18 protein-coding genes are annotated in these 17,921 nt (G+C 31.0%); 5 read left to right on the forward strand and 13 right to left on the reverse strand.

The window, feature by feature from the left end:
* Nucleotides 1-4: 4 nt before the first annotated feature.
* Both JK636_RS12880 and JK636_RS12885 read right to left on the reverse strand, forming a co-directional pair.
* Nucleotides 5-1,066, reverse strand: coding sequence for an HD-GYP domain-containing protein (locus JK636_RS12880; RefSeq protein ID WP_202749421.1), 1,062 nt, complete (start codon nucleotides 1,064-1,066; stop codon nucleotides 5-7).
* Nucleotides 1,067-1,210: 144 nt separating this feature from the next.
* A complete protein-coding gene (locus tag JK636_RS12885; RefSeq protein ID WP_202749422.1) occupies nucleotides 1,211-1,609 on the reverse strand; it encodes a DUF6762 family protein in 399 nt (132 codons plus the stop codon).
* 200 nt (nucleotides 1,610-1,809) lie between these two features.
* Here JK636_RS12885 and JK636_RS12890 point away from each other — a divergent pair, with 200 nt between their 5' ends.
* From JK636_RS12890 to JK636_RS12900, 3 genes are all read left to right on the forward strand, one after another.
* Nucleotides 1,810-2,124 (forward strand): hypothetical protein, encoded by a 315-nt coding sequence (locus JK636_RS12890; protein WP_202749423.1) that lies wholly within the window; start codon nucleotides 1,810-1,812, stop codon nucleotides 2,122-2,124.
* Between the two features lie 162 nt (nucleotides 2,125-2,286).
* Entirely contained in the window at nucleotides 2,287-2,928 is a 642-nt protein-coding gene (locus JK636_RS12895; RefSeq protein WP_202749424.1) for a metal ABC transporter ATP-binding protein, read from the forward strand.
* 47 nt (nucleotides 2,929-2,975) lie between these two features.
* The gene (locus JK636_RS12900) at nucleotides 2,976-3,779 is read left to right on the forward strand and encodes a metal ABC transporter permease (protein WP_202749425.1); all 804 of its coding nucleotides are present in this window, start codon (nucleotides 2,976-2,978) and stop codon (nucleotides 3,777-3,779) included.
* A gap of 38 nt (nucleotides 3,780-3,817) precedes the next feature.
* Here JK636_RS12900 and JK636_RS12905 read toward each other — a convergent pair whose 3' ends face one another.
* The 5 genes from JK636_RS12905 to JK636_RS12925 form a co-directional block, all read right to left on the reverse strand.
* Nucleotides 3,818-4,234: a Fur family transcriptional regulator gene (locus tag JK636_RS12905; protein ID WP_202749426.1), complete on the reverse strand. Its 417-nt coding sequence runs from the start codon at nucleotides 4,232-4,234 to the stop codon at nucleotides 3,818-3,820.
* A gap of 65 nt (nucleotides 4,235-4,299) precedes the next feature.
* Nucleotides 4,300-5,604, reverse strand: coding sequence for a hemolysin family protein (locus JK636_RS12910; protein WP_338025778.1), 1,305 nt, complete (start codon nucleotides 5,602-5,604; stop codon nucleotides 4,300-4,302).
* A 129-nt stretch (nucleotides 5,605-5,733) separates the two neighbouring features.
* A complete protein-coding gene (locus JK636_RS12915) occupies nucleotides 5,734-6,285 on the reverse strand; it encodes a manganese efflux pump MntP (RefSeq protein WP_202749428.1) in 552 nt (183 codons plus the stop codon).
* Between the two features lie 160 nt (nucleotides 6,286-6,445).
* The gene (locus tag JK636_RS12920; RefSeq protein ID WP_202749429.1) at nucleotides 6,446-7,456 is read right to left on the reverse strand and encodes an inorganic phosphate transporter; all 1,011 of its coding nucleotides are present in this window, start codon (nucleotides 7,454-7,456) and stop codon (nucleotides 6,446-6,448) included.
* Nucleotides 7,449-8,072 carry a DUF47 domain-containing protein gene (locus tag JK636_RS12925; RefSeq protein ID WP_202749430.1) on the reverse strand — a complete coding sequence of 208 codons (624 nt, stop codon included), beginning with the start codon at nucleotides 8,070-8,072 and terminating at the stop codon, nucleotides 7,449-7,451. The genes JK636_RS12920 and JK636_RS12925 overlap by 8 nt, the downstream gene beginning before the upstream one ends.
* Nucleotides 8,073-8,329: 257 nt before the next feature.
* Here JK636_RS12925 and JK636_RS12930 point away from each other — a divergent pair, with 257 nt between their 5' ends.
* The gene (locus JK636_RS12930) at nucleotides 8,330-8,818 is read left to right on the forward strand and encodes a LiaF transmembrane domain-containing protein (protein WP_202749431.1); all 489 of its coding nucleotides are present in this window, start codon (nucleotides 8,330-8,332) and stop codon (nucleotides 8,816-8,818) included.
* 149 nt (nucleotides 8,819-8,967) lie between these two features.
* Here the strand turns inward: JK636_RS12930 and JK636_RS12935 are convergent, their stop codons facing one another.
* From JK636_RS12935 to JK636_RS12960, 6 genes are all read right to left on the reverse strand, one after another.
* Nucleotides 8,968-9,855: a diacylglycerol/lipid kinase family protein gene (locus tag JK636_RS12935; RefSeq protein WP_202749432.1), complete on the reverse strand. Its 888-nt coding sequence runs from the start codon at nucleotides 9,853-9,855 to the stop codon at nucleotides 8,968-8,970.
* 638 nt (nucleotides 9,856-10,493) lie between these two features.
* A complete protein-coding gene (locus tag JK636_RS12940; protein WP_202749433.1) occupies nucleotides 10,494-11,273 on the reverse strand; it encodes a hypothetical protein in 780 nt (259 codons plus the stop codon).
* A 24-nt stretch (nucleotides 11,274-11,297) separates the two neighbouring features.
* Nucleotides 11,298-11,624 (reverse strand): hypothetical protein, encoded by a 327-nt coding sequence (locus JK636_RS12945; protein WP_202749434.1) that lies wholly within the window; start codon nucleotides 11,622-11,624, stop codon nucleotides 11,298-11,300.
* 132 nt (nucleotides 11,625-11,756) lie between these two features.
* On the reverse strand, nucleotides 11,757-13,793 hold the full coding sequence (locus tag JK636_RS12950) for an ABC transporter ATP-binding protein (protein ID WP_202749435.1): 2,037 nt from the start codon (nucleotides 13,791-13,793) through the stop codon (nucleotides 11,757-11,759).
* Nucleotides 13,790-15,547, reverse strand: coding sequence for an ABC transporter ATP-binding protein (locus JK636_RS12955; protein WP_202749436.1), 1,758 nt, complete (start codon nucleotides 15,545-15,547; stop codon nucleotides 13,790-13,792). The genes JK636_RS12950 and JK636_RS12955 overlap by 4 nt, the downstream gene beginning before the upstream one ends.
* Nucleotides 15,548-15,602: 55 nt before the next feature.
* Complete coding sequence (locus JK636_RS12960) at nucleotides 15,603-16,790, reverse strand: aminotransferase class I/II-fold pyridoxal phosphate-dependent enzyme (RefSeq protein WP_202749437.1); 1,188 nt, start codon at nucleotides 16,788-16,790, stop codon at nucleotides 15,603-15,605.
* Between the two features lie 271 nt (nucleotides 16,791-17,061).
* Here JK636_RS12960 and JK636_RS12965 point away from each other — a divergent pair, with 271 nt between their 5' ends.
* Nucleotides 17,062-17,886 carry an SDR family oxidoreductase gene (locus JK636_RS12965; RefSeq protein ID WP_202749438.1) on the forward strand — a complete coding sequence of 275 codons (825 nt, stop codon included), beginning with the start codon at nucleotides 17,062-17,064 and terminating at the stop codon, nucleotides 17,884-17,886.
* Nucleotides 17,887-17,921 lie beyond the last annotated feature (35 nt).

Genomic DNA, 17,921 nt, shown 5'->3' on the forward strand with positions numbered 1-17,921 from the left:
GCTTTTATGATACTATTCGTTCTATTACAATATTAGAGAATTCTAACAAATCTATTTCATAAAATGGTATTGGTGTCTTTGTTTCACTTTCGTAAAGTACACGAAGTACTGGCCTGTCAGGAAAATTTTTATTTTGCCTCACTATATAACCTTCAGCGCCATTAGATAATCTAACACAGCATCCTAATGGATAAACTGCAAAGGTTTCTCTAAAACTTCTAACTACATCATTGTCGAAAGCTGTACCACTTCCCGACAGTATTAATTCATAAGCTTCATTAGGACTGAATTTCTTTCTATATACCCTATCATTACTTACAGCATCATAGACATCACAAACACAAACTACCTTTCCAAATCTAGATATTTCCTTGTCCACAAGATTATAGGGGTATCCTCTTCCATCTATTCTCTCATGATGCTGTAGTACCGCCTTTATAGCGTTGTCGGGTATTCTCACATTTTTCTTTAATATTTCTCCGCCATAAATAGGATGCTTCTTAACCTCACAAAACTCATCACTAGTTAAAGGTCCGCTTTTAGTTATTATTTTATTTGAAATTTTTGTTTTACCAATATCATGGAGTATAGCTCCAATAGCAAGTTCTTTTAATTCCTTCTCACTAAAACCGTAAGATATACCCAAAAAAGATGACATAATACATGTATCTAAGGAATGTACAAAAGTATAATTATCATAAGTTTGTATATCGTATAAACTTTTGTTTACATCCCCCATATCTATAATATAATCAACCAAATTCTCTACAATATTTATTGTGTCCTTTACATCCCTTTTATTGCAGCTATGGATATTTCTCATTATTCTTGACATGTTTTTCATTGTTACTTGCTTCAATTCTGCTAATCTATCATCCTCAACCATAACATCATCTAGTCTATTATCCTCTACATATATAAAAAAAACTCCAAGCGACTTAAGTTTATCCATATATCTTCTATTTAACTTTACCCCAGCTCTTAGCAACACTTTTCCATCATTAGTTAGTATATTTCTCCCTAATATTTCACTTTCTTGAACTCTATCAATAAATTCTAATCTCATAAGTCACCTCTATGCTTCTTTTGCTGACAAATAATATTATACTATGTAGCACACATTATTTCAGCATTTTTTTGCAAGAATCTACATAATTATGAAAAGATAAAAAGATTCCAACACTATCTCTGGAATCTTTTTATCTGCATTCTATTTGTAATTATCTTCTTTAGCCTTTATTGCTTCAAATACACTTTCCATTTCATCTTCAATTAACTCACAAGCAGTATTTATTTTTTCACCCATATCTTTATATTCTTCCATATAATCAAACTTTAATAACCAAGTTGGGTTATATTCATTATCTACTTCTTCAATTATAAAGCCCGCTTCTTCAAAAGCATCTAAATTAAACAAGTCATATATAGCGGAATACTCCCATTCTTCAACATCTCTATTTGTATCAAAAAACATATTAACTTTATCACCATCATAATAGAATTTTGTTACATATAGCGCACCTTCGCTTACTTCATAGCTGCCTAATTCTTTAATTAAAAAATTTGTTTCTTTATCTCTTTCCATTAAAACCAATGATGAAAATTCCAACACTATCATCCTCTCTAGTAAAATATCTATAAATATAATAACACAGATTTAAGATTTTTAAACAACTTAATAATTTTGCGAACTTTAAAGCGTAGTCTGCGATCATTTTAGTTCCCAATCTACTTCTATTCCCCTTTACTAATTTACATTTTTTGGTTATTATTATATTATAAGTAATATTATGGAAATAGGAGTTAGTTATGAAGAAAATAATACCTATACTTATTGCAGTATTAATTATTTTAGCTGCCGGGGGAGCCAGATACCGTTACAGTGTAAATAGATATAGAGATTTAGATTACACAGTTCAAAAATATGTTACTACGGGATTATTTAATAAATACAAGCTATATAGGGTTGACGACATTAAATTGAGTTTTTCTGACGGAGATATTGCAGTTATGAGCGTTTCAGGTATGAAAAATAAGGCTCCTCATAAAAATGTAAAATATAAGGTCTTTTTAGAAAAAACTAAAAGTGGTATTTGGAGAGTAAAAAAGGTATATAGTACATAGTCTCGACAGGTCAAAAATTTGACCTGTTTTAAATTTATAACACAATTTTATATTGCAAATAATTTGCATTTAGTTATATAATTATATTTGTTAATATTTTAGTCAATAATTTTATATACGCAGCTATTTAATATTAAAAAATAAACTTGGAGAATGATATATATGATACTAGTTAAAAACTTATGTTTTTCTTATAATCCTTCTTCTCCATACATATTGAACAACATAAACTTACACATTGAAAGCGGTTCATATGTTTCTATATTAGGAGAAAATGGGAGTGCAAAAAGTACTTTTGTTAAGCTTATTCTTGGTTTTTTAAAACCTAGCTCTGGCTCTATTGATATTAATACTACTGAAATTGGGTACGTTCCTCAGAGAATGGAAAGCTACAATTCTCAATTTCCTATTACTGTGTATGAAATGCTCAGCTGTCACTTAAAAGCCTTAAAGCTGAAAAATAAGGATTTAATAACCGAATCCTTAGAAAAGGTTGGTATGTTAGGGTTTAAAAATTCTTTAATAGGCAAGTTATCTGGAGGACAGCAGCAAAAAATATTTATAGCTCGATCTATTATGGCTGTACCAAAGCTGTTAGTGCTGGATGAGCCCTCAACTGGTATAGATACTATGAGTCAAAAAGAGATTTATGAAATCTTAAAGGAGCTTAATGTTAAACATAATGTTACAGTGCTTTCTATAGAGCATAACCTTAACGCAGCTATAGAAAATTCAACACATATATATAAACTTGAAAAAGGTAATGGGATTCTTTATACTGCTGAGGAATATAAAAATATATAAGAACTTAAGAATTTATAACTTTTTAAAAGTTTTGTTTGGAGGAAAATATGCTGGAATATAGCTTTATGCAAAATGCTCTTATGGCAGGCATTTTGATATCTGTTTTATGCCCCTTAGTCGGTGTATTTCTTGTTTTAAGAAGATACTCCATGATGGGAGACACTTTATCACACTCATCCTTTGCTGGTATTGCAATTGGACTTATTTTTGGTTTTAATCCACTGCTCAGTGCGTTTATATTCACTTCAATTTGCGGAATTATAATTGAGTTTTTAAGAAATTATTACAAAAAATATGCCGAGATCGTTATGTCTATAGTGCTTACCTTTAGCATTGGGGTAGCAATATTACTTATAAGTACAGGAAAATCAGGTGCAAATGTTAATACATATCTGTTTGGGAGCATCTTGACTGTATCATCTTCAGATTTATATTTGATATCCATATTGAGTGTTATTTCAATCATATTATTATTGTTTCTATATAATAAAATGCTTTACATAACCTTTGATGAAGAAGGTGCTTCCATAACCGGTATAAATGTAAAACTTATTAATTATATATTTATACTTTTAGTTGGAGCTACAATTGCTGTTTCTATTAGAATAATGGGTATTTTAGTTATTTCATCTATGATTGTAATTCCGGTAGCATCAGCTCTTCAATTAAACAAAGGTTTTAAAAGCACGCTTCTTTATTCTATATTATTTGGATTTATAGACATAATACTTGGTCTAGTATCCTCTTATTATATTAATAGTGCTCCCGGTGGTACTATAGCATTAGTTTCAGTTATAGTATTAGTTATAGTGTTAGTTGTTAAGGGTTTAGTATTTAAAGATTTGCATTAAACTAAAAGAGTGAAAGCATTAACAGCTTTCACTCTTTATTATTTTGAATTGCTTTTACATTCATCACAAACACCTTTAATTTTAAGTTCATGTTCCATCAATGTAAAACCGGTCTTATTTTTAATAATTTGTTCAATTTGAACCATTGGACAATCTATTTCTACTTCCTTATGACAAAGGCAGCATTCGAGGGTATGCTTGTGTATTTCTTTCTTAAGCTTATAATTATATTTTCCGTCACCTAAGTCGAACTTATCTACTAGCTTTTTATTTTCAAACATATCCATAGTTCTGTAAACAGTTGAAAGATCAATAGGTAATTCTTTTTTTCTGCACTGTTCATATATATAATCTACGCTTAAAGCATCTTCACTGTTTAATAATATTTGAAGTATATTTAATCTTCCTTTTGTAACTTTTATGCTAGATTTTTTAAGATAAGTTTCTATATCCATGCTATCACCACACTTACTATTATGGTAATATTATAACATACTGTGCAAAAAAATAATAAGTTTTTTTATTCACTCTGCTTTTTAACTAGTATCTTTTTAATTCTTCTGTTCTCTACTTCTAATATTGTAAACTTATAATCTTCAATTATGATACACTCTCCTTTTTTCGGAAATCTCCCAAAGTAATCCAGCATTAAGCCGCTGACTGTATCATAATTTTCTTCATAATTTGATTCTAATAACTCATTTAGCTCGCTCATGTTTATTCCGCCGTCAACTTCGAATTCATTTTCACCTTTTATAGCTATCTCTTCTTCCATTTCATCGTACTCATCGTAAATATTACCAACTATCTCCTCAAGCATATCTTCGATTGTAATCAATCCCGCAGTAGTACCATATTCATCAATTACAATGCTTATATGCATGCTTCTTTTTTGCATTTCTTTTAGAAGCTTATCAATTTTCATATATTCTGTTACAAAATAAGGTTCTTTAATAAAATTCTTTAAACTGAACTCATCCTGTTCACTGTTAAATGCCATATAATCTATAATATCTTTAGTGTAAAGAATACCAATTATATTATCGATGCTGCCCTCATATATGGGTATTCTAGAATACTTTTCTTCTATAATTATCTTAAGTGTTTCATCAAAGCTGCTTTCTATATCAAGTGCCACGATATCCGGTCTTGGTGTCATAACATCACTTACTGTAGTATCATCAAACTGAAATATGCTGTTTATCATTTCTGTCTCTGCTTTTCTAAATATTCCTCTCTCTTCGCCTACATTAATCATCATTCTAATTTCTTCTTCAGTTATCTGTTCAACATCTTCACTTTCTGACCCATAAATAAGATTTACAAAAAAATTTGTTGCTTTTGTTAATGCAATTACTAAAGGCTTAGCAATTATATCGATTACTTTAATTACACCAACTGACATAGATGCTATAAGTTCTGATTTTCTAAGGGCAAGTCTTTTAGGAATTAATTCTCCAAATAATAATGACAAGAAAGATATTAATATTGTTATAAATACAAAAGATATTGTAGATGCAAATCTTACAAGAAACTCAACATTACTTTTAATGAGAAGTCCCTCTAATACCTTTGACAAACCAACAGCAGCTGAAGCTGATGTAAAAAAGCTTGCTAAAGTAACACCTACTTGAATGGTTGCTAAAAACTTACTCGGTTCTCTAATAATACTTAATAGCTGCTCTGCTTTTTTATCTCCTTCACTGGCTTTTTTTTCTAAAGTCATCTCTCTTAAGGATATTACACTTATTTCTGCCGCCGCGAAGAAAGCATTTATTCCAATTAAGATAACAACTATAATTATCTGTAATAACAAAATTTCCACCACCTAAAAAACAAAAATATAAAATCGTATAAATATAATATTACCATAAAACCTATAAATATAAAAAATTAAAGGTTACAAATTGCCTGACATTAACAGTGCACTTTGTAACCTTTCTAAATATGTATCTTATAAAAAAATCATTTTAAGTCCAAAAATAATAAGTATTATACCGCCTAAATAATCTGCATATTTTCCAATAGCATTTACCCTTCTTAAATATCTTGCTAATAAAAAAGCTCCAAGAGAAATTATTAAGGTAACTATTCCTATAAATAAAGTATCAGTGAACACCGCTGCTGCACTCTTAATATTATCTAAAGCCGTAAAGCCTACAACCATTGCATCTATACTTACAGACATTCCAAGAACTATGTACATGCTAGGTTTAATAAGAGGACATTCTCCTTTGTTCTCGTAACCCTCTTTAATCATAAGACAACCTACGATGGCTATTACAATTCCCCCAATAACCTCCGGCACACTTGCTATGTATGTATTAAATAAAAATCCTGCATAAGCTCCTATTAAAGAAAAAAAGAATTGGAAGAATCCAAAGGATAGTGCAAATAAATATTTATTATTTCTTCTAACTTGATTGTTAAGCCCAATACATACAGCCACTCCAAATGCATCAAGAGATAATGCAAGGGCAATTGTTAATAAGGAAAAAAAGCTCAATTAAATAACCTCCCTAAGCCACCATTTAGTCTAATTCACTTCATACTTGCAGAGAAGAACAACATTTTTATTTTACTTTAAATTATATAAAAAGTCTAACGCTTTTTATGCCAATTAAATGAAAAAAAGAGAAGTTTTTTCAAACCTCTCTTTAATTAAACTATAATCCAAAAACTCTTGTAATAATAAATATTGATACACCAGATAATGCAGCACAGATTGGTATTGTTAAAACCCAAGCCCAAACTATATTTTTCGCAACTGTCCATCTAACAGAAGATAATCTTTTAGATGCTCCTACACCCATTATCGATGTAGAAATTATATGAGTTGTACTTACAGGTGCGTGCATCATGGATGCAGTAAAGATAACAGCTGCTGCTCCTGTCTCCGCAGCAAACCCATTAACCGGTGCTAGCTTTGCCATATTATGACCCATAGTTTTTATAATTTTCCAGCCGCCTATTGATGTTCCACAAGCCATAGCTACTGCACAGGAGAACTTAACCCAGGTTGGCACAGTAAAGGTTGTTAATGCTCCTGCACTAACTAATGCCATAGTTATAATACCCATAGACTTTTGAGCATCATTCATTCCATGGTTCAAAGCCATAGCAGCTGCAGATGCTATTTGAGCCTTTGAAAAAACCTTCGTAACTGTAGCAGGTCTTGTCTTTCTTAATATCCACTGAAGAGCAATCATTATAATATAACCTGCTGCAAAACCTATTACAGGAGATAATATAAGCCATAATATAATCTTATTCCATAATTGCATCCAGTTAACAACCGCTAAAGACATTGACTTGTAAACTATAGCAGAACCTAGTAATCCACCAATTAAAGCATGAGAGGAACTGCTTGGAATCCCAAAATACCATGTAATAAGATTCCAGATAATTGCTCCTATTAAAGCAGCAATAACAACCTCAGGAATTACAGCTTTAGGATCTATAATACCTGAACCAACAGTTTTAGCAACTTCTGAACTTAAAAAAGCACCAACAAAATTTAAAACTGCTGACATTAAGATAGCAACTCTAGGAGTCAATACTCTTGTAGATACTGATGTTGCTATAGCATTTGCAGTATCATGAAAACCGTTTATAAAGTCAAAGCCTAAAGCTAAAATTACTACTGCTATAGTAATTATCAAAACTCCACTAGGCATGTTTCATTACAACTCCTTCAACTGTATTAGCTACATCTTCGCAAGCATCAAGAGTCTGCTCTACATATTCATATATTTCTCTCCACTTCATTACGTCTAGCGTTGAAGTCTCACCACTAAATAGATTTGATATAGCTCTTCTATATATTTTGTCGCCTTCATCTTCTATTCTATTTATTTCTATAATCTTTTCACTTAATTTTTTACTCTTCTTCATATTCTTAAGCTCTTCCATAAGATTTATAACTTCACTGCATGAATTAACTATCATATCAGCTAAAATGATTGCATCCTGCTGTGCTGTTTTAACATTAAACATTATAAATCTATGAGCTGTAGCTTCAACAAAATCTAAAATATCATCAAGCTGCTTAGCTATGGTGTAGATATCTTCTCTATCAATAGGTGTTATAAAAGTTTTGTTAAGCTGTTCTAATATGTCATGAACTTGTTTATCACCTTTATGTTCTAATTCCTCGATATGTCTTACCTTTTCTTCCATGTTTCCAAGATCCTTCAAAAGGTCTCTAAGCTTTATTGCAGCCTCATGAGTTATGTGAGCTGAATCAATAAATAAATCATAAAACTTGTCTTCTTTTGGAGTTAACATAGACATTTAAGAATCCTCCCTTTGCCTAAAAATTTATTTTGATAAATAATTAACCTAAACGCACAAGTTGAATTATAGCATACTGTTAACAATATTTAAACATATGTAAATATGGGTTAACATAAACTTAACATTGCCCAAAATCAACTAAAAAATGTCGTAATTTTATAGAATATTATAGTTAAATATTATACAATAATAGTAAATTGTAGTAATATACTATTATGATATTATATTAAATCTTAGTTAAAGGAGTGTTTTTAATGAAACGCAATAATATTACCTGGGGAATTCTGCTTATATTTCTTGGCATATTAATACTATTAAATAGAGTCTATGGAATCAATTTATTAAGTATTAGCTATTTATGGCCTTTATTTATACTAATACCTGGTTTATGTTTTGAATTCGGATATTTTATAAATAGAAGAGATTCTGGTTTATTAGTACCTGGAGGAATCTTAACTGTAATAGGTTTACTATTTCTTTTTCAAACCTATACAGATTGGAGATTTGCAACAATTATCTGGCCAATTTGTGTTTTATCTGTTGCTTTTGGTTTATTTCAGCTATATATATTTGGACATAGGTCGTCAGGACTTCTTGTGCCAGTATTTATACTTGGCTCTATAGGTCTAATAGGATTATTTTCTATGATTTATGGCGAGCTGCTTCCTTGGCTGAATTACAGTCTTGTACTTCCTATTATATTAATTTTACTTGGCATATATATTCTTGTTAAGAAACATTAATATATACAATGCAAAAGTTCTAATACATTCATGATGTGCCAAAAATCCTTGAAGATTGGATATTTTGTGACATCATGAATGTAAGAACTTTATTGCATTATATATATAAAAAGGTTCAATAGTTTAATAAAAACTATTGAACCTTTTTTCTATGGGCAAACTATCTTTATCCCATTTTCTATCATACTAAATTCTACTTCTTTTCCCCTGCTTATTTCCCCATCAATATTAAAAGAAATTATTTTAGGACTTACTAATTTTATCTTTTTTCCATTTTGAAAATGAACTTCTTTTATTTTTGAATGAGTTCCTTTTATAACCTTTGGAAATAATACTAAAATTCTTGGTTTCGATACCTCCTCAATGTTACATACATTAAATATACCATCATCTATTTTGGCCTCTGGAGTTACATTTATTCCGCCACCATAATACCTTCCATTAGCAACAGCAACAAGTAAAGCTTTCATATTAAATTTTCTATTGTCTATAATTATTTGCAAATCTGGGCTCTTATATTTAAAAACTGTAATAATAATTCCTAATATGTATGCAAGCTTTCCACCTATAAATGGCATTTTTTTTAGTTTTATAGCATTATAAGCTACTTCTGCATCAAAGCCTGCCGATGCAATATTTAAAAAGTATCTATTATTGACTATTCCTAAATCTATATATTTTTCTTTTCCATCTATCATTTTTAAAAAAATGTCTTCGATTTTTTCTTTTTTGGAATAATTATATATACTTTTAATAAAATCATTTCCTGATCCGCTTGGAATAACCGCAAGGCTGCTATTTGTATTTACCATTCCATTTAATACTTCGTTTAGGGTTCCATCCCCTCCTACTGAATAAATTCTAAAATCTTCAGTGCTGCTATATTTCCTTACCAATTCAGTAGCATGTCCTACGCCTTTTGTTACCTCAATAACATACTTTTCATTTCTATGCTCAAATATTTTTTCAATAACAGGTATAAGTTTTAATGTTTTCCCTTTTCCTGCTGCCGGATTTATTATAAAAAGATGATTCATAAAGCACCTCGTAATTTTCATAATGTATTAATATTTTATAACATAATACGGATGTAGTATAGAGGCACTTTAATAAAATTGCAAACTAAAATGGCCGCAAGCTGTGATTTAAAGTCCGCAGGGCTTTGCGTGGAAAATAATATATAAGCATGTTCTTTGATATTGTAGAAATCAAATCTACTGTAAACCAGCATGACTCAAGTAAATATTTAAATATTTTTATAGTTTTATATTTAAATAGTTTTATATTTAAATATAAAACTATAAAAACGATCATTGAGTAAGTCGTATATATAGATAATTATAATTGCGTACAAAATACATAGGCTGGGTGTAAAGACCAAGAGCAGGTGCAGAAAATAATATTTTAATTTCATTGATAACTTTGCTCATGTTCTTGGCGAAGTAATACTGAAAAGCTTAGAGCCTCTCTTCTGAGCAAGCTAAAACTTTTTAAAGCCTGCGGCTATTAAAGCAACAAGAAGTCAAAGCGAATTCTTAGAGGCTCTTAACTTTTCAGTATTGCAAGCCTTAGAACATACGCAAAGTTATCATAAAGTAAAATTTTATTTTCTACGCAAGGCTCTAAGGTCTTTACACAACAGCCTGCGGCTACTTTGTTTAGCAATCTACTTTTATTAACTATTAAGCACTCCTAAAATCTTATTTAACACCTCTCCTCTTGACTTTATATCAGAAAGGATTTGAGCTTTTGCATCTAGTATGCCTTTAAGCGTGTTTCCTGCTGCAGTATAATCTTTAGCTTGTATATTAGACTTAAAGGTCTGCCATAGTGCTTGTTTGTTTTTTTCCTCATCTTTTATTTTTTGAATTATACTTTTAGATTGATCAACTAATGGTTTAGTTTGATCTTTTTTTGCCTTAAGTGAATCTCTATAAGCTTTTAATTGGTCTTTTAAAGGTTTTATCGAATCATTATTAGCCTTAATTTGCTCTCTGATTTTTTCTATTTGAGAATTTAAATTTAAAATTTGATTTTTTAAATCCTCTGCAGTTTTTGTATCTTTATTTTTCACTGCTTCCTGAAACTTTTTCTTTAAATCCTGTCTTTGGGTATTAAGATTTTTTGCTTGAGCTGTTAATTCTTTATCTTGTGCAAGTACTGCTTTAATTTTTTCTACACTATCTTTATTATTTTGTGAAGTTAGCGCTTTATGCTTTTCCTTTATTTGATCTGCTATTTTGTTGTTTTCATCCTGTGCAGTTTTAGTCTGAGCTCTTAGATCAGTTAATTTAGTCATTTGTTCAAGATAGTCTGGTATAAATTTTTGTCTTGCTTCCTTCTGTTCAGGAGTAAGTGTAGTTTTTGCATTTGCATCAGTTCCCTCTGCAAATGCTGTAGTAGTTGCACCAAGCATCATTGCTGCAGTAAGTGCTAATGAAAGAAATTTTTTCATTATTAGTCCTCCCTTGATATATTTTTATTTTCCTAAGCTGATATCCTTTGGAATATCCGCTAATGGATCTTTGTCTGATAAAATGTCATCAATGCTGTTAATTTCATCTTGTAGTTCAATATCGTTAAGATTTACACTTTCATCATATTTTGTTATAGACTTAATAAGTTTATCGTCATCTAGATTTTCTGCTTCCTTAACAGTCATCTTAGCTGTATTATCAACAGCTTTTGTATTTAACGTTTGAGTTAAAGTCTCATCTTTTTTATTTGTAAAATTAGCTCTTGAACATCCGGCAAGAACAACTATCGCTATAAAGCTTAACAATAATAGCTTAATAGATTTTCTCATATGCATTACCTCCTCCTATTGATACAAGCAATGTGCTTTAATATATTTTTATTATAAAGACAATATATTAAATGAAAATTATAAAAAAATTAAAAAAAATAAAGTCTTGGATAAATTCCAAGACCTTAATAACTATGCAGGATTTTCTAGTTCCTTATATTGCAGCTTGTAAAGATTATAGTATAGTCCTTCTTTTGAGATAAGCTCTTCATGATTGCCGATCTCTCTTATCTTGCCTTTATGAAGCACAATTATTTTATCTGCATTTTTAATTGTAGACAGTCTGTGAGCAACTATAATTGTAGTTCTATCTTTCGTTATTTTACTTAAAGCATCCTGAATTAACCTTTCAGTTTCAGTGTCTATATTCGAGGTAGCCTCATCCAATACAAGTATAGGCGGATTAAAGGCTATAGCTCTAGCAAATGCGATAAGCTGTCTCTCTCCTTGAGAAAAAGTCGTTCCTCTTTCATTAACCATGTCATCATATTTATTAGGAAGTTTCTCAATAAACTTATCCGCATTCACATATTTACATGCCTTTATAACATCTTCATCTGTAATACTCTCATCGTTAAGTCTTACATTGCCTTTTACATCACCTGTAAAAAGAAAAACATCCTGAAGAACTGTTGCAAGATTTCTTCTTAAATCATGTTGATTCATATGCTTTATGTTTATACCGTCAATTAATATTTCACCCTTTTGAATATCATAGAGTCTGCTTATTAAGCTTATTATTGAAGTCTTTCCTGCACCAGTTGCTCCTACAAAAGCTATTTTTTCTCCTGGTCTTATCTTAAAGCTGACATCTCTTAATACCCATTGCTCTTCATTATAAGCAAACCAAACATTCTTAAATTCTATTTCACCTTTTAATCTATCAATACTTGTAGGTTCTTCTAAATCCTTGATTTCACTTTCATTATCCATAAGCATAAATATTCTTTCTGCTGAAGCCATGGAAGATTGAAGTATATCATATTTTTCTGTCAGGTCAAAGATTGGCTGAAAGAACTGCATTAAATAACTTACAAATGCAAACAGTACTCCTACAGCTATTTCTTGATTTAACACTTTAACTCCTCCAAACCACAGAAGTACAGCAAGTGTTAATGTAGAAACCAAATCAACTGAAGGTCTAAATAATGCAAATATAGTAAGTTGTTTCATGGAAGACTTAAAGTAAGATTTGTTTATTTCATTAAACTTATTAAACATCTTATCTTCAACATGATAAATTTGGACAGTCCTCATACCTGATATATTTTCTGACAAGGAGGAATTGATCTTTGCTAGCTTTGCCCTAACCTCTCTATATGCATCTCTGTCATATTTTTTAAATATTGCAGAACCGATTATTACAAAAGGTACAGAGCAAAGTATTATGAGGGCGAGCTTAACATTCATCGAAAAAATCGCAATGAGTATTCCTACTAAAATAAATATATCTTTAAATAAGTAAACTAAGACTCCAGTATACATTTCATTAAGTGCTTCAACATCGTTAGTAACCCTTGTTACCAATCTTCCCACAGGATTTTTGTCATAGAAGGAAAGAGATAATCCCTCTACTTTTCTAAACAAATCATTTCTTATATCAAAAATAATTTTTTGTCCTGTCTTTTGTAAGATATAAAAGGATAGATATCCTAAAAGAAATACACTTATACATATAAGTAAAGTATATATAACTGTTTTAATCAAATCCGATACATCTGCAGCTCTTAAAATTCTTATTTGTTCATTTGATAATTGATATGCATTATATATATTGCCATCTTGAGTGAACTTATCTACGTTTAAAGTAAAGGAACCATTTTCTTTTACTTTGCTATCAACAATATAATATTTTTTATTATAATAAACCATAGAAACTGCTTTGCCATCTTTATTTGCTCCCTTGATGACATAGCCATTTCCGAGCTTTATGCTTCCCTCTGCCGGACTTTGAACAATTGTATAAGCCCCTTTATAACCATTAATATCATTATCGATAGCATTTTTAATGAGCATAGGTCTAAGCAAATCAAGCCCTGTCCCCACAAACATCAGCATAATTACAGCAAGCAGCTGCCATTTAAAAGGCAGAGCATATTTTAATAGTCTCTTCATAAGTTTAGAATCATAAGCCTTAACTACTGCTTCTTCTTCATTTACCTTATTCATGCCTGCACCTCCTCATGTTCCTGTATTTGCTGTTCTAATAACTGTTTTTCATATATGTCATAGTAAAGTCCTTTATTTTCTAATAGCTTTGAATGAGTTCCAATTTCAACAATTTGTCCTTCATCTAGAACAGCTATGCAATTTGAATCCTTTACAGCAGAAATTCTATGAGAAATTATAATAGAGGTTCTGTCTCTCATTATTTTTTTAAGACTTTCAAGAATTTTAACCTCTGTTTTTGCATCAACGGCTGAAAGGCAATCATCAAAGATTAAAATCTCCGGATTTTTAATTAATGCTCTTGCTATAGATATTCTTTGTTTTTGGCCACCAGACAAAGTTACTCCTCTTTCACCAACAATAGTTTCAAATTTATCTTGGAAATCCATGATGTTATCATATATATCAGAGTCTTGTGAAGCCTCAATAATTTTATCCATATCTAAGCTTTCAAAAGGTAAGTTTATATTTTCTCCCACAGTTGATGTAAATAAAAAAGCTTCTTGAGAAACAAAACCTATATTTTTCCTTAAAAACTTTAAAGGAATTTTATTAATATCAAAACCATTAATAAATATTTTTCCTTCTGGTATGTTATAAAGCCTTACTAGTAAATTTACTAAGGTACTTTTGCTGCTGCCGGTTCTTCCTATGATGCCCAAAGTGCTTCCTTTTTTAATCTCCAAGTTTATATCTTTTAATGCAGGAACTATAGCACCTGGATAAGTGAAACTCAAATCCTTAATAACTATATCCCCATCCAAAGAACTCACATTCACTATTTTTTTATCAGCTATCTCTGGGGTTTCATGCATTACTTTTTCTATTCTCTCTAATGATGCAAAACCTCTTTGTATATTATTGATAACCTGTCCAACAGCCATCATTGGCCATACAAGATTTCCCAAATACATATTAAAAGATATAAAATCACCAAGTGATATACTGCCATAAATAACAAATATACCTCCTGCCCCTAAAAGCATTACAAAACTTAGAGAAGCTATAAATTCTATTAATGGATGAAAGATACCTACAACTTTAACTAAAGCAATGTTAGTATCAAAATAGTTTTCATTTTCCTTTATAAATTTTTCGTATTCCTTTTGCTCCTGCACAAAGGATTTGACAATTCTTATTCCTGAGAAGTTTTCTTGAACCATGTCGGTAAGCTTTGAAAATGCTCTTTGAACTCTTAAAAACCTTTTATGTATAGTCTTGCCGAACTTAAGAGCCGTAAAGGTTATGAAAGGAAGCGGAATGAGCGATAGTAATGTTAACTTTACATTGATGGTCATCATAATAATTATAGTTGTTACTGTCAGCGTTAAAGAATCAGTCATCATCATAATTCCAGGACCAAGGGCCATTCTAACAGCATTTAAATCATTAGTTGCAAGAGCCATTAAGTCTCCTGTCTTATTATTATTATAGAAGTTAGCAGATAGCTCTTGAAGATGTTTGAAATACATATTTCTTACATCATATTCTACATGCCTCGAGGTTCCTATTATATACATTCTCCAGACATATCTACCTACCGCCATTAATACAGCAATAGCTACAATGTATAAAATGTACTTAATTAAATAATTTGTTGTTGCCGTACCATTTGAAATACTATCGGTTATATACCCAATAAGTTTTGGCGGCACTAGCTGCAGTATATCCACAATGATCAAAAATATTATACCTATAAAATATCTGTATCTATATTTATAGGTATATTTGAATAAAGCTTTGATTTTTTTCATAATAACCCCCCCATGATAAAAATCCTTTAAAAAAGTCCGCACTAAGCGGACTTTACTATGCAGTTTGCTCTTTTTTCCCCAGCACTCTCTCAAAAGCTTTAAGTGCAAATTCAAGCTGTTCTTTTGTATGTGTTGGAGTATAACTTGTTCTTAGAAGTGCACACCCTTTTTCAACCGCCGGTGAAACTGCCGGATTTACATATACGCCTTCTTCTAAAAGCTTCATTGTAAGTGCAAAGGCACGATAATCGTCACCAACCACAATAGGAATTATAGGTGTCTGTGTTTCGCCTATGGAAAGTCCCATTGCCTTAAAACCTGCTTTCATAAATTCAGCGTTTTCCCAAAGCTTTTTAACTCTTTCTGGTTCTTTTTCTAATATGTTCAAGGCTTCCATAGCCGCAGCTGCATTAGCTGGAGGTATAGATGCACTAAATATAAACGGTCTAGAATGATGTTTTATAAAATGAATAACTTCTTCCTTAGCTGCCACATATCCCCCTAGACTGGCAAGTGATTTACTAAAAGTCCCCATAACAATATCAACTTCATCCTCGAGCCCAAAATACTCTGCAGTTCCTCTTCCATGATCTCCCATAACACCAAGTCCATGAGCATCATCTACCATAACTCTAGCTCCGTACTGCTTTGCAAGTTTAACTATTTCCGGAAGATTAGCAATATCTCCTTCCATACTGAATACTCCATCTACAACAATTATTTTACCGCTGTCTTCTGGAATATACTTCAATACCCTTTCCAAGTCCTGCATATCATTGTGCTTAAACTTTAATAACTTGGCAAAACTTAATCTGCAGGCATCAACAATACTCGCATGATTTTGCCTATCCCCAATTATATAATCATTTTTTGCTGCAATTGCAGATAGAATTCCAAGATTTGTTTGAAATCCTGTGCTAAAAACTAAAGCGTCTTCTTTTCTTACAAATGCAGCAAGCTTTTTCTCAAGTTCTATATGTAAGTCTAATGTTCCATTAAGAAATCTTGAACCTGAACACCCAGAGCCATACTTTTCCACAGCTTCTATTGCGGCCTTCTTAAGTCTTGGGTCTGATGTAAGTCCTAGATAATTATTTGAACCAAGCATTATTACTCTTTTACCATTCATGATAACTTCAGTATCCTGCCCTGAAGTAAGCGCATGAAAATAAGGATATATTCCAGCTTTAATAGCCTCTTTAGCCTCGGTAAAGTTATAACATTTTTCAAAAATATCAACCATTTATTAATTACTCTCCCTTCATTGGTAAAACAATGACAACTACAATTATTTAATAAAATAACTATACCATTATATTAACATAGAAATTTATTAATACATATATTTTAATTTAAATTTAATATTATTTTGCCATATAATGTAATATTATATTTGCAGTATGGCCCTTGCAAAAGTATAATATACTTTGTAAGGAATTATATTTTATTTAATTTTTAGTTTACTTAATAATTTAAATTCACTATTTAATCTAAAGAAATGGAAGGAGAAAAAAATGAGTAATGCAAAAGTTGTACTTATAACTGGAGCTTCCTCTGGAATAGGACAAGCAACTGCACAGACACTAATGGAAAAAGGCTATAAGGTATATGGAACCTCCCGTAAAGTAAAGACCGAGGATACAATAAAAGCTAACTCAGGAATAGGCTTTATAAAAATGATACAGCTTGACGTTTGTTCGGAAGAATCAGTAAAAAATGCAGTGGACTATGTTCTTAAGAACGAGCCCTCCATTGATATACTTATTAATAATGCCGGCAATGGTATTGCAGGTTCAGTAGAAGATACTTCTCCAGAAGAAGCTTTAATGCAATTTGAACCCAATTTTTTTGGAGTACTTAGAATGTGCAGAGCTGTGCTGCCTAAAATGCGTGAACAAAAACAGGGTCTCATTATAAATATAAGCTCTGTAGCAGGATTAATATCCGTACCTTATCAATCCATGTACAGTGCAAGCAAATATGCCCTTGAAGCTATGACTGAAACCCTGAGACTAGAAGTTAAGAACTTTGGAATAAAGGTATCCATGGTTGAACCAGGAGATACTAAAACGGGTTTTACCGGACAAAGGCAATATGTTAAACAAGCATCCGACTCTGTATATCATGATACCTTTATGAAATCTATAAAGACCATGGAAAAAGATGAGCAAAACGGTCCGCCTCCAACATTAGTAGTTAATGCTATAATGAAAATTATAAATTCAAAGAATCCACCAGTAAGAATAATTGCAGGATTTTCCTATAAAGCTTTAGTATTTTTAAAAAGAATTCTTCCTGCAAGATTTGTTCAATTTGTAGTCGGAAAAATATATACATAAACTAAGTAGATTGCTTTGCAATCTACTTAGTTTAT

It is taken from the genome of Clostridium rhizosphaerae, assembly GCF_016765585.1.
In the GTDB taxonomy this organism is placed as follows: domain Bacteria; phylum Bacillota; class Clostridia; order Clostridiales; family Clostridiaceae; genus Clostridium_AT; species Clostridium_AT rhizosphaerae.

Bases quoted from the DNA above. Each gene is read 5' to 3' on its own strand.
- JK636_RS12895 (WP_202749424.1), top strand. From the start codon at position 2,287: ATGATACTAGTTAAAAACTTATGTTTTTCTTATAATCCTTCTTCTCCA.
- JK636_RS12905 (WP_202749426.1), bottom strand. From the start codon at position 4,234: ATGGATATAGAAACTTATCTTAAAAAATCTAGCATAAAAGTTACAAAA.
- JK636_RS12880 (WP_202749421.1), bottom strand. From the start codon at position 1,066: ATGAGATTAGAATTTATTGATAGAGTTCAAGAAAGTGAAATATTAGGG.
- JK636_RS12940 (WP_202749433.1), bottom strand. From the start codon at position 11,273: ATGAAAAAATTTCTTTCATTAGCACTTACTGCAGCAATGATGCTTGGT.
- JK636_RS12955 (WP_202749436.1), bottom strand. From the start codon at position 15,547: ATGAAAAAAATCAAAGCTTTATTCAAATATACCTATAAATATAGATAC.
- JK636_RS12900 (WP_202749425.1), top strand. From the start codon at position 2,976: ATGCTGGAATATAGCTTTATGCAAAATGCTCTTATGGCAGGCATTTTG.
- JK636_RS12930 (WP_202749431.1), top strand. From the start codon at position 8,330: ATGAAACGCAATAATATTACCTGGGGAATTCTGCTTATATTTCTTGGC.
- JK636_RS12960 (WP_202749437.1), bottom strand. From the start codon at position 16,790: ATGGTTGATATTTTTGAAAAATGTTATAACTTTACCGAGGCTAAAGAG.
- JK636_RS12920 (WP_202749429.1), bottom strand. From the start codon at position 7,456: ATGCCTAGTGGAGTTTTGATAATTACTATAGCAGTAGTAATTTTAGCT.
- JK636_RS12890 (WP_202749423.1), top strand. From the start codon at position 1,810: ATGAAGAAAATAATACCTATACTTATTGCAGTATTAATTATTTTAGCT.
- JK636_RS12950 (WP_202749435.1), bottom strand. From the start codon at position 13,793: ATGAATAAGGTAAATGAAGAAGAAGCAGTAGTTAAGGCTTATGATTCT.
- JK636_RS12945 (WP_202749434.1), bottom strand. From the start codon at position 11,624: ATGAGAAAATCTATTAAGCTATTATTGTTAAGCTTTATAGCGATAGTT.
- JK636_RS12935 (WP_202749432.1), bottom strand. From the start codon at position 9,855: ATGAATCATCTTTTTATAATAAATCCGGCAGCAGGAAAAGGGAAAACA.
- JK636_RS12925 (WP_202749430.1), bottom strand. From the start codon at position 8,072: ATGTCTATGTTAACTCCAAAAGAAGACAAGTTTTATGATTTATTTATT.
- JK636_RS12965 (WP_202749438.1), top strand. From the start codon at position 17,062: ATGAGTAATGCAAAAGTTGTACTTATAACTGGAGCTTCCTCTGGAATA.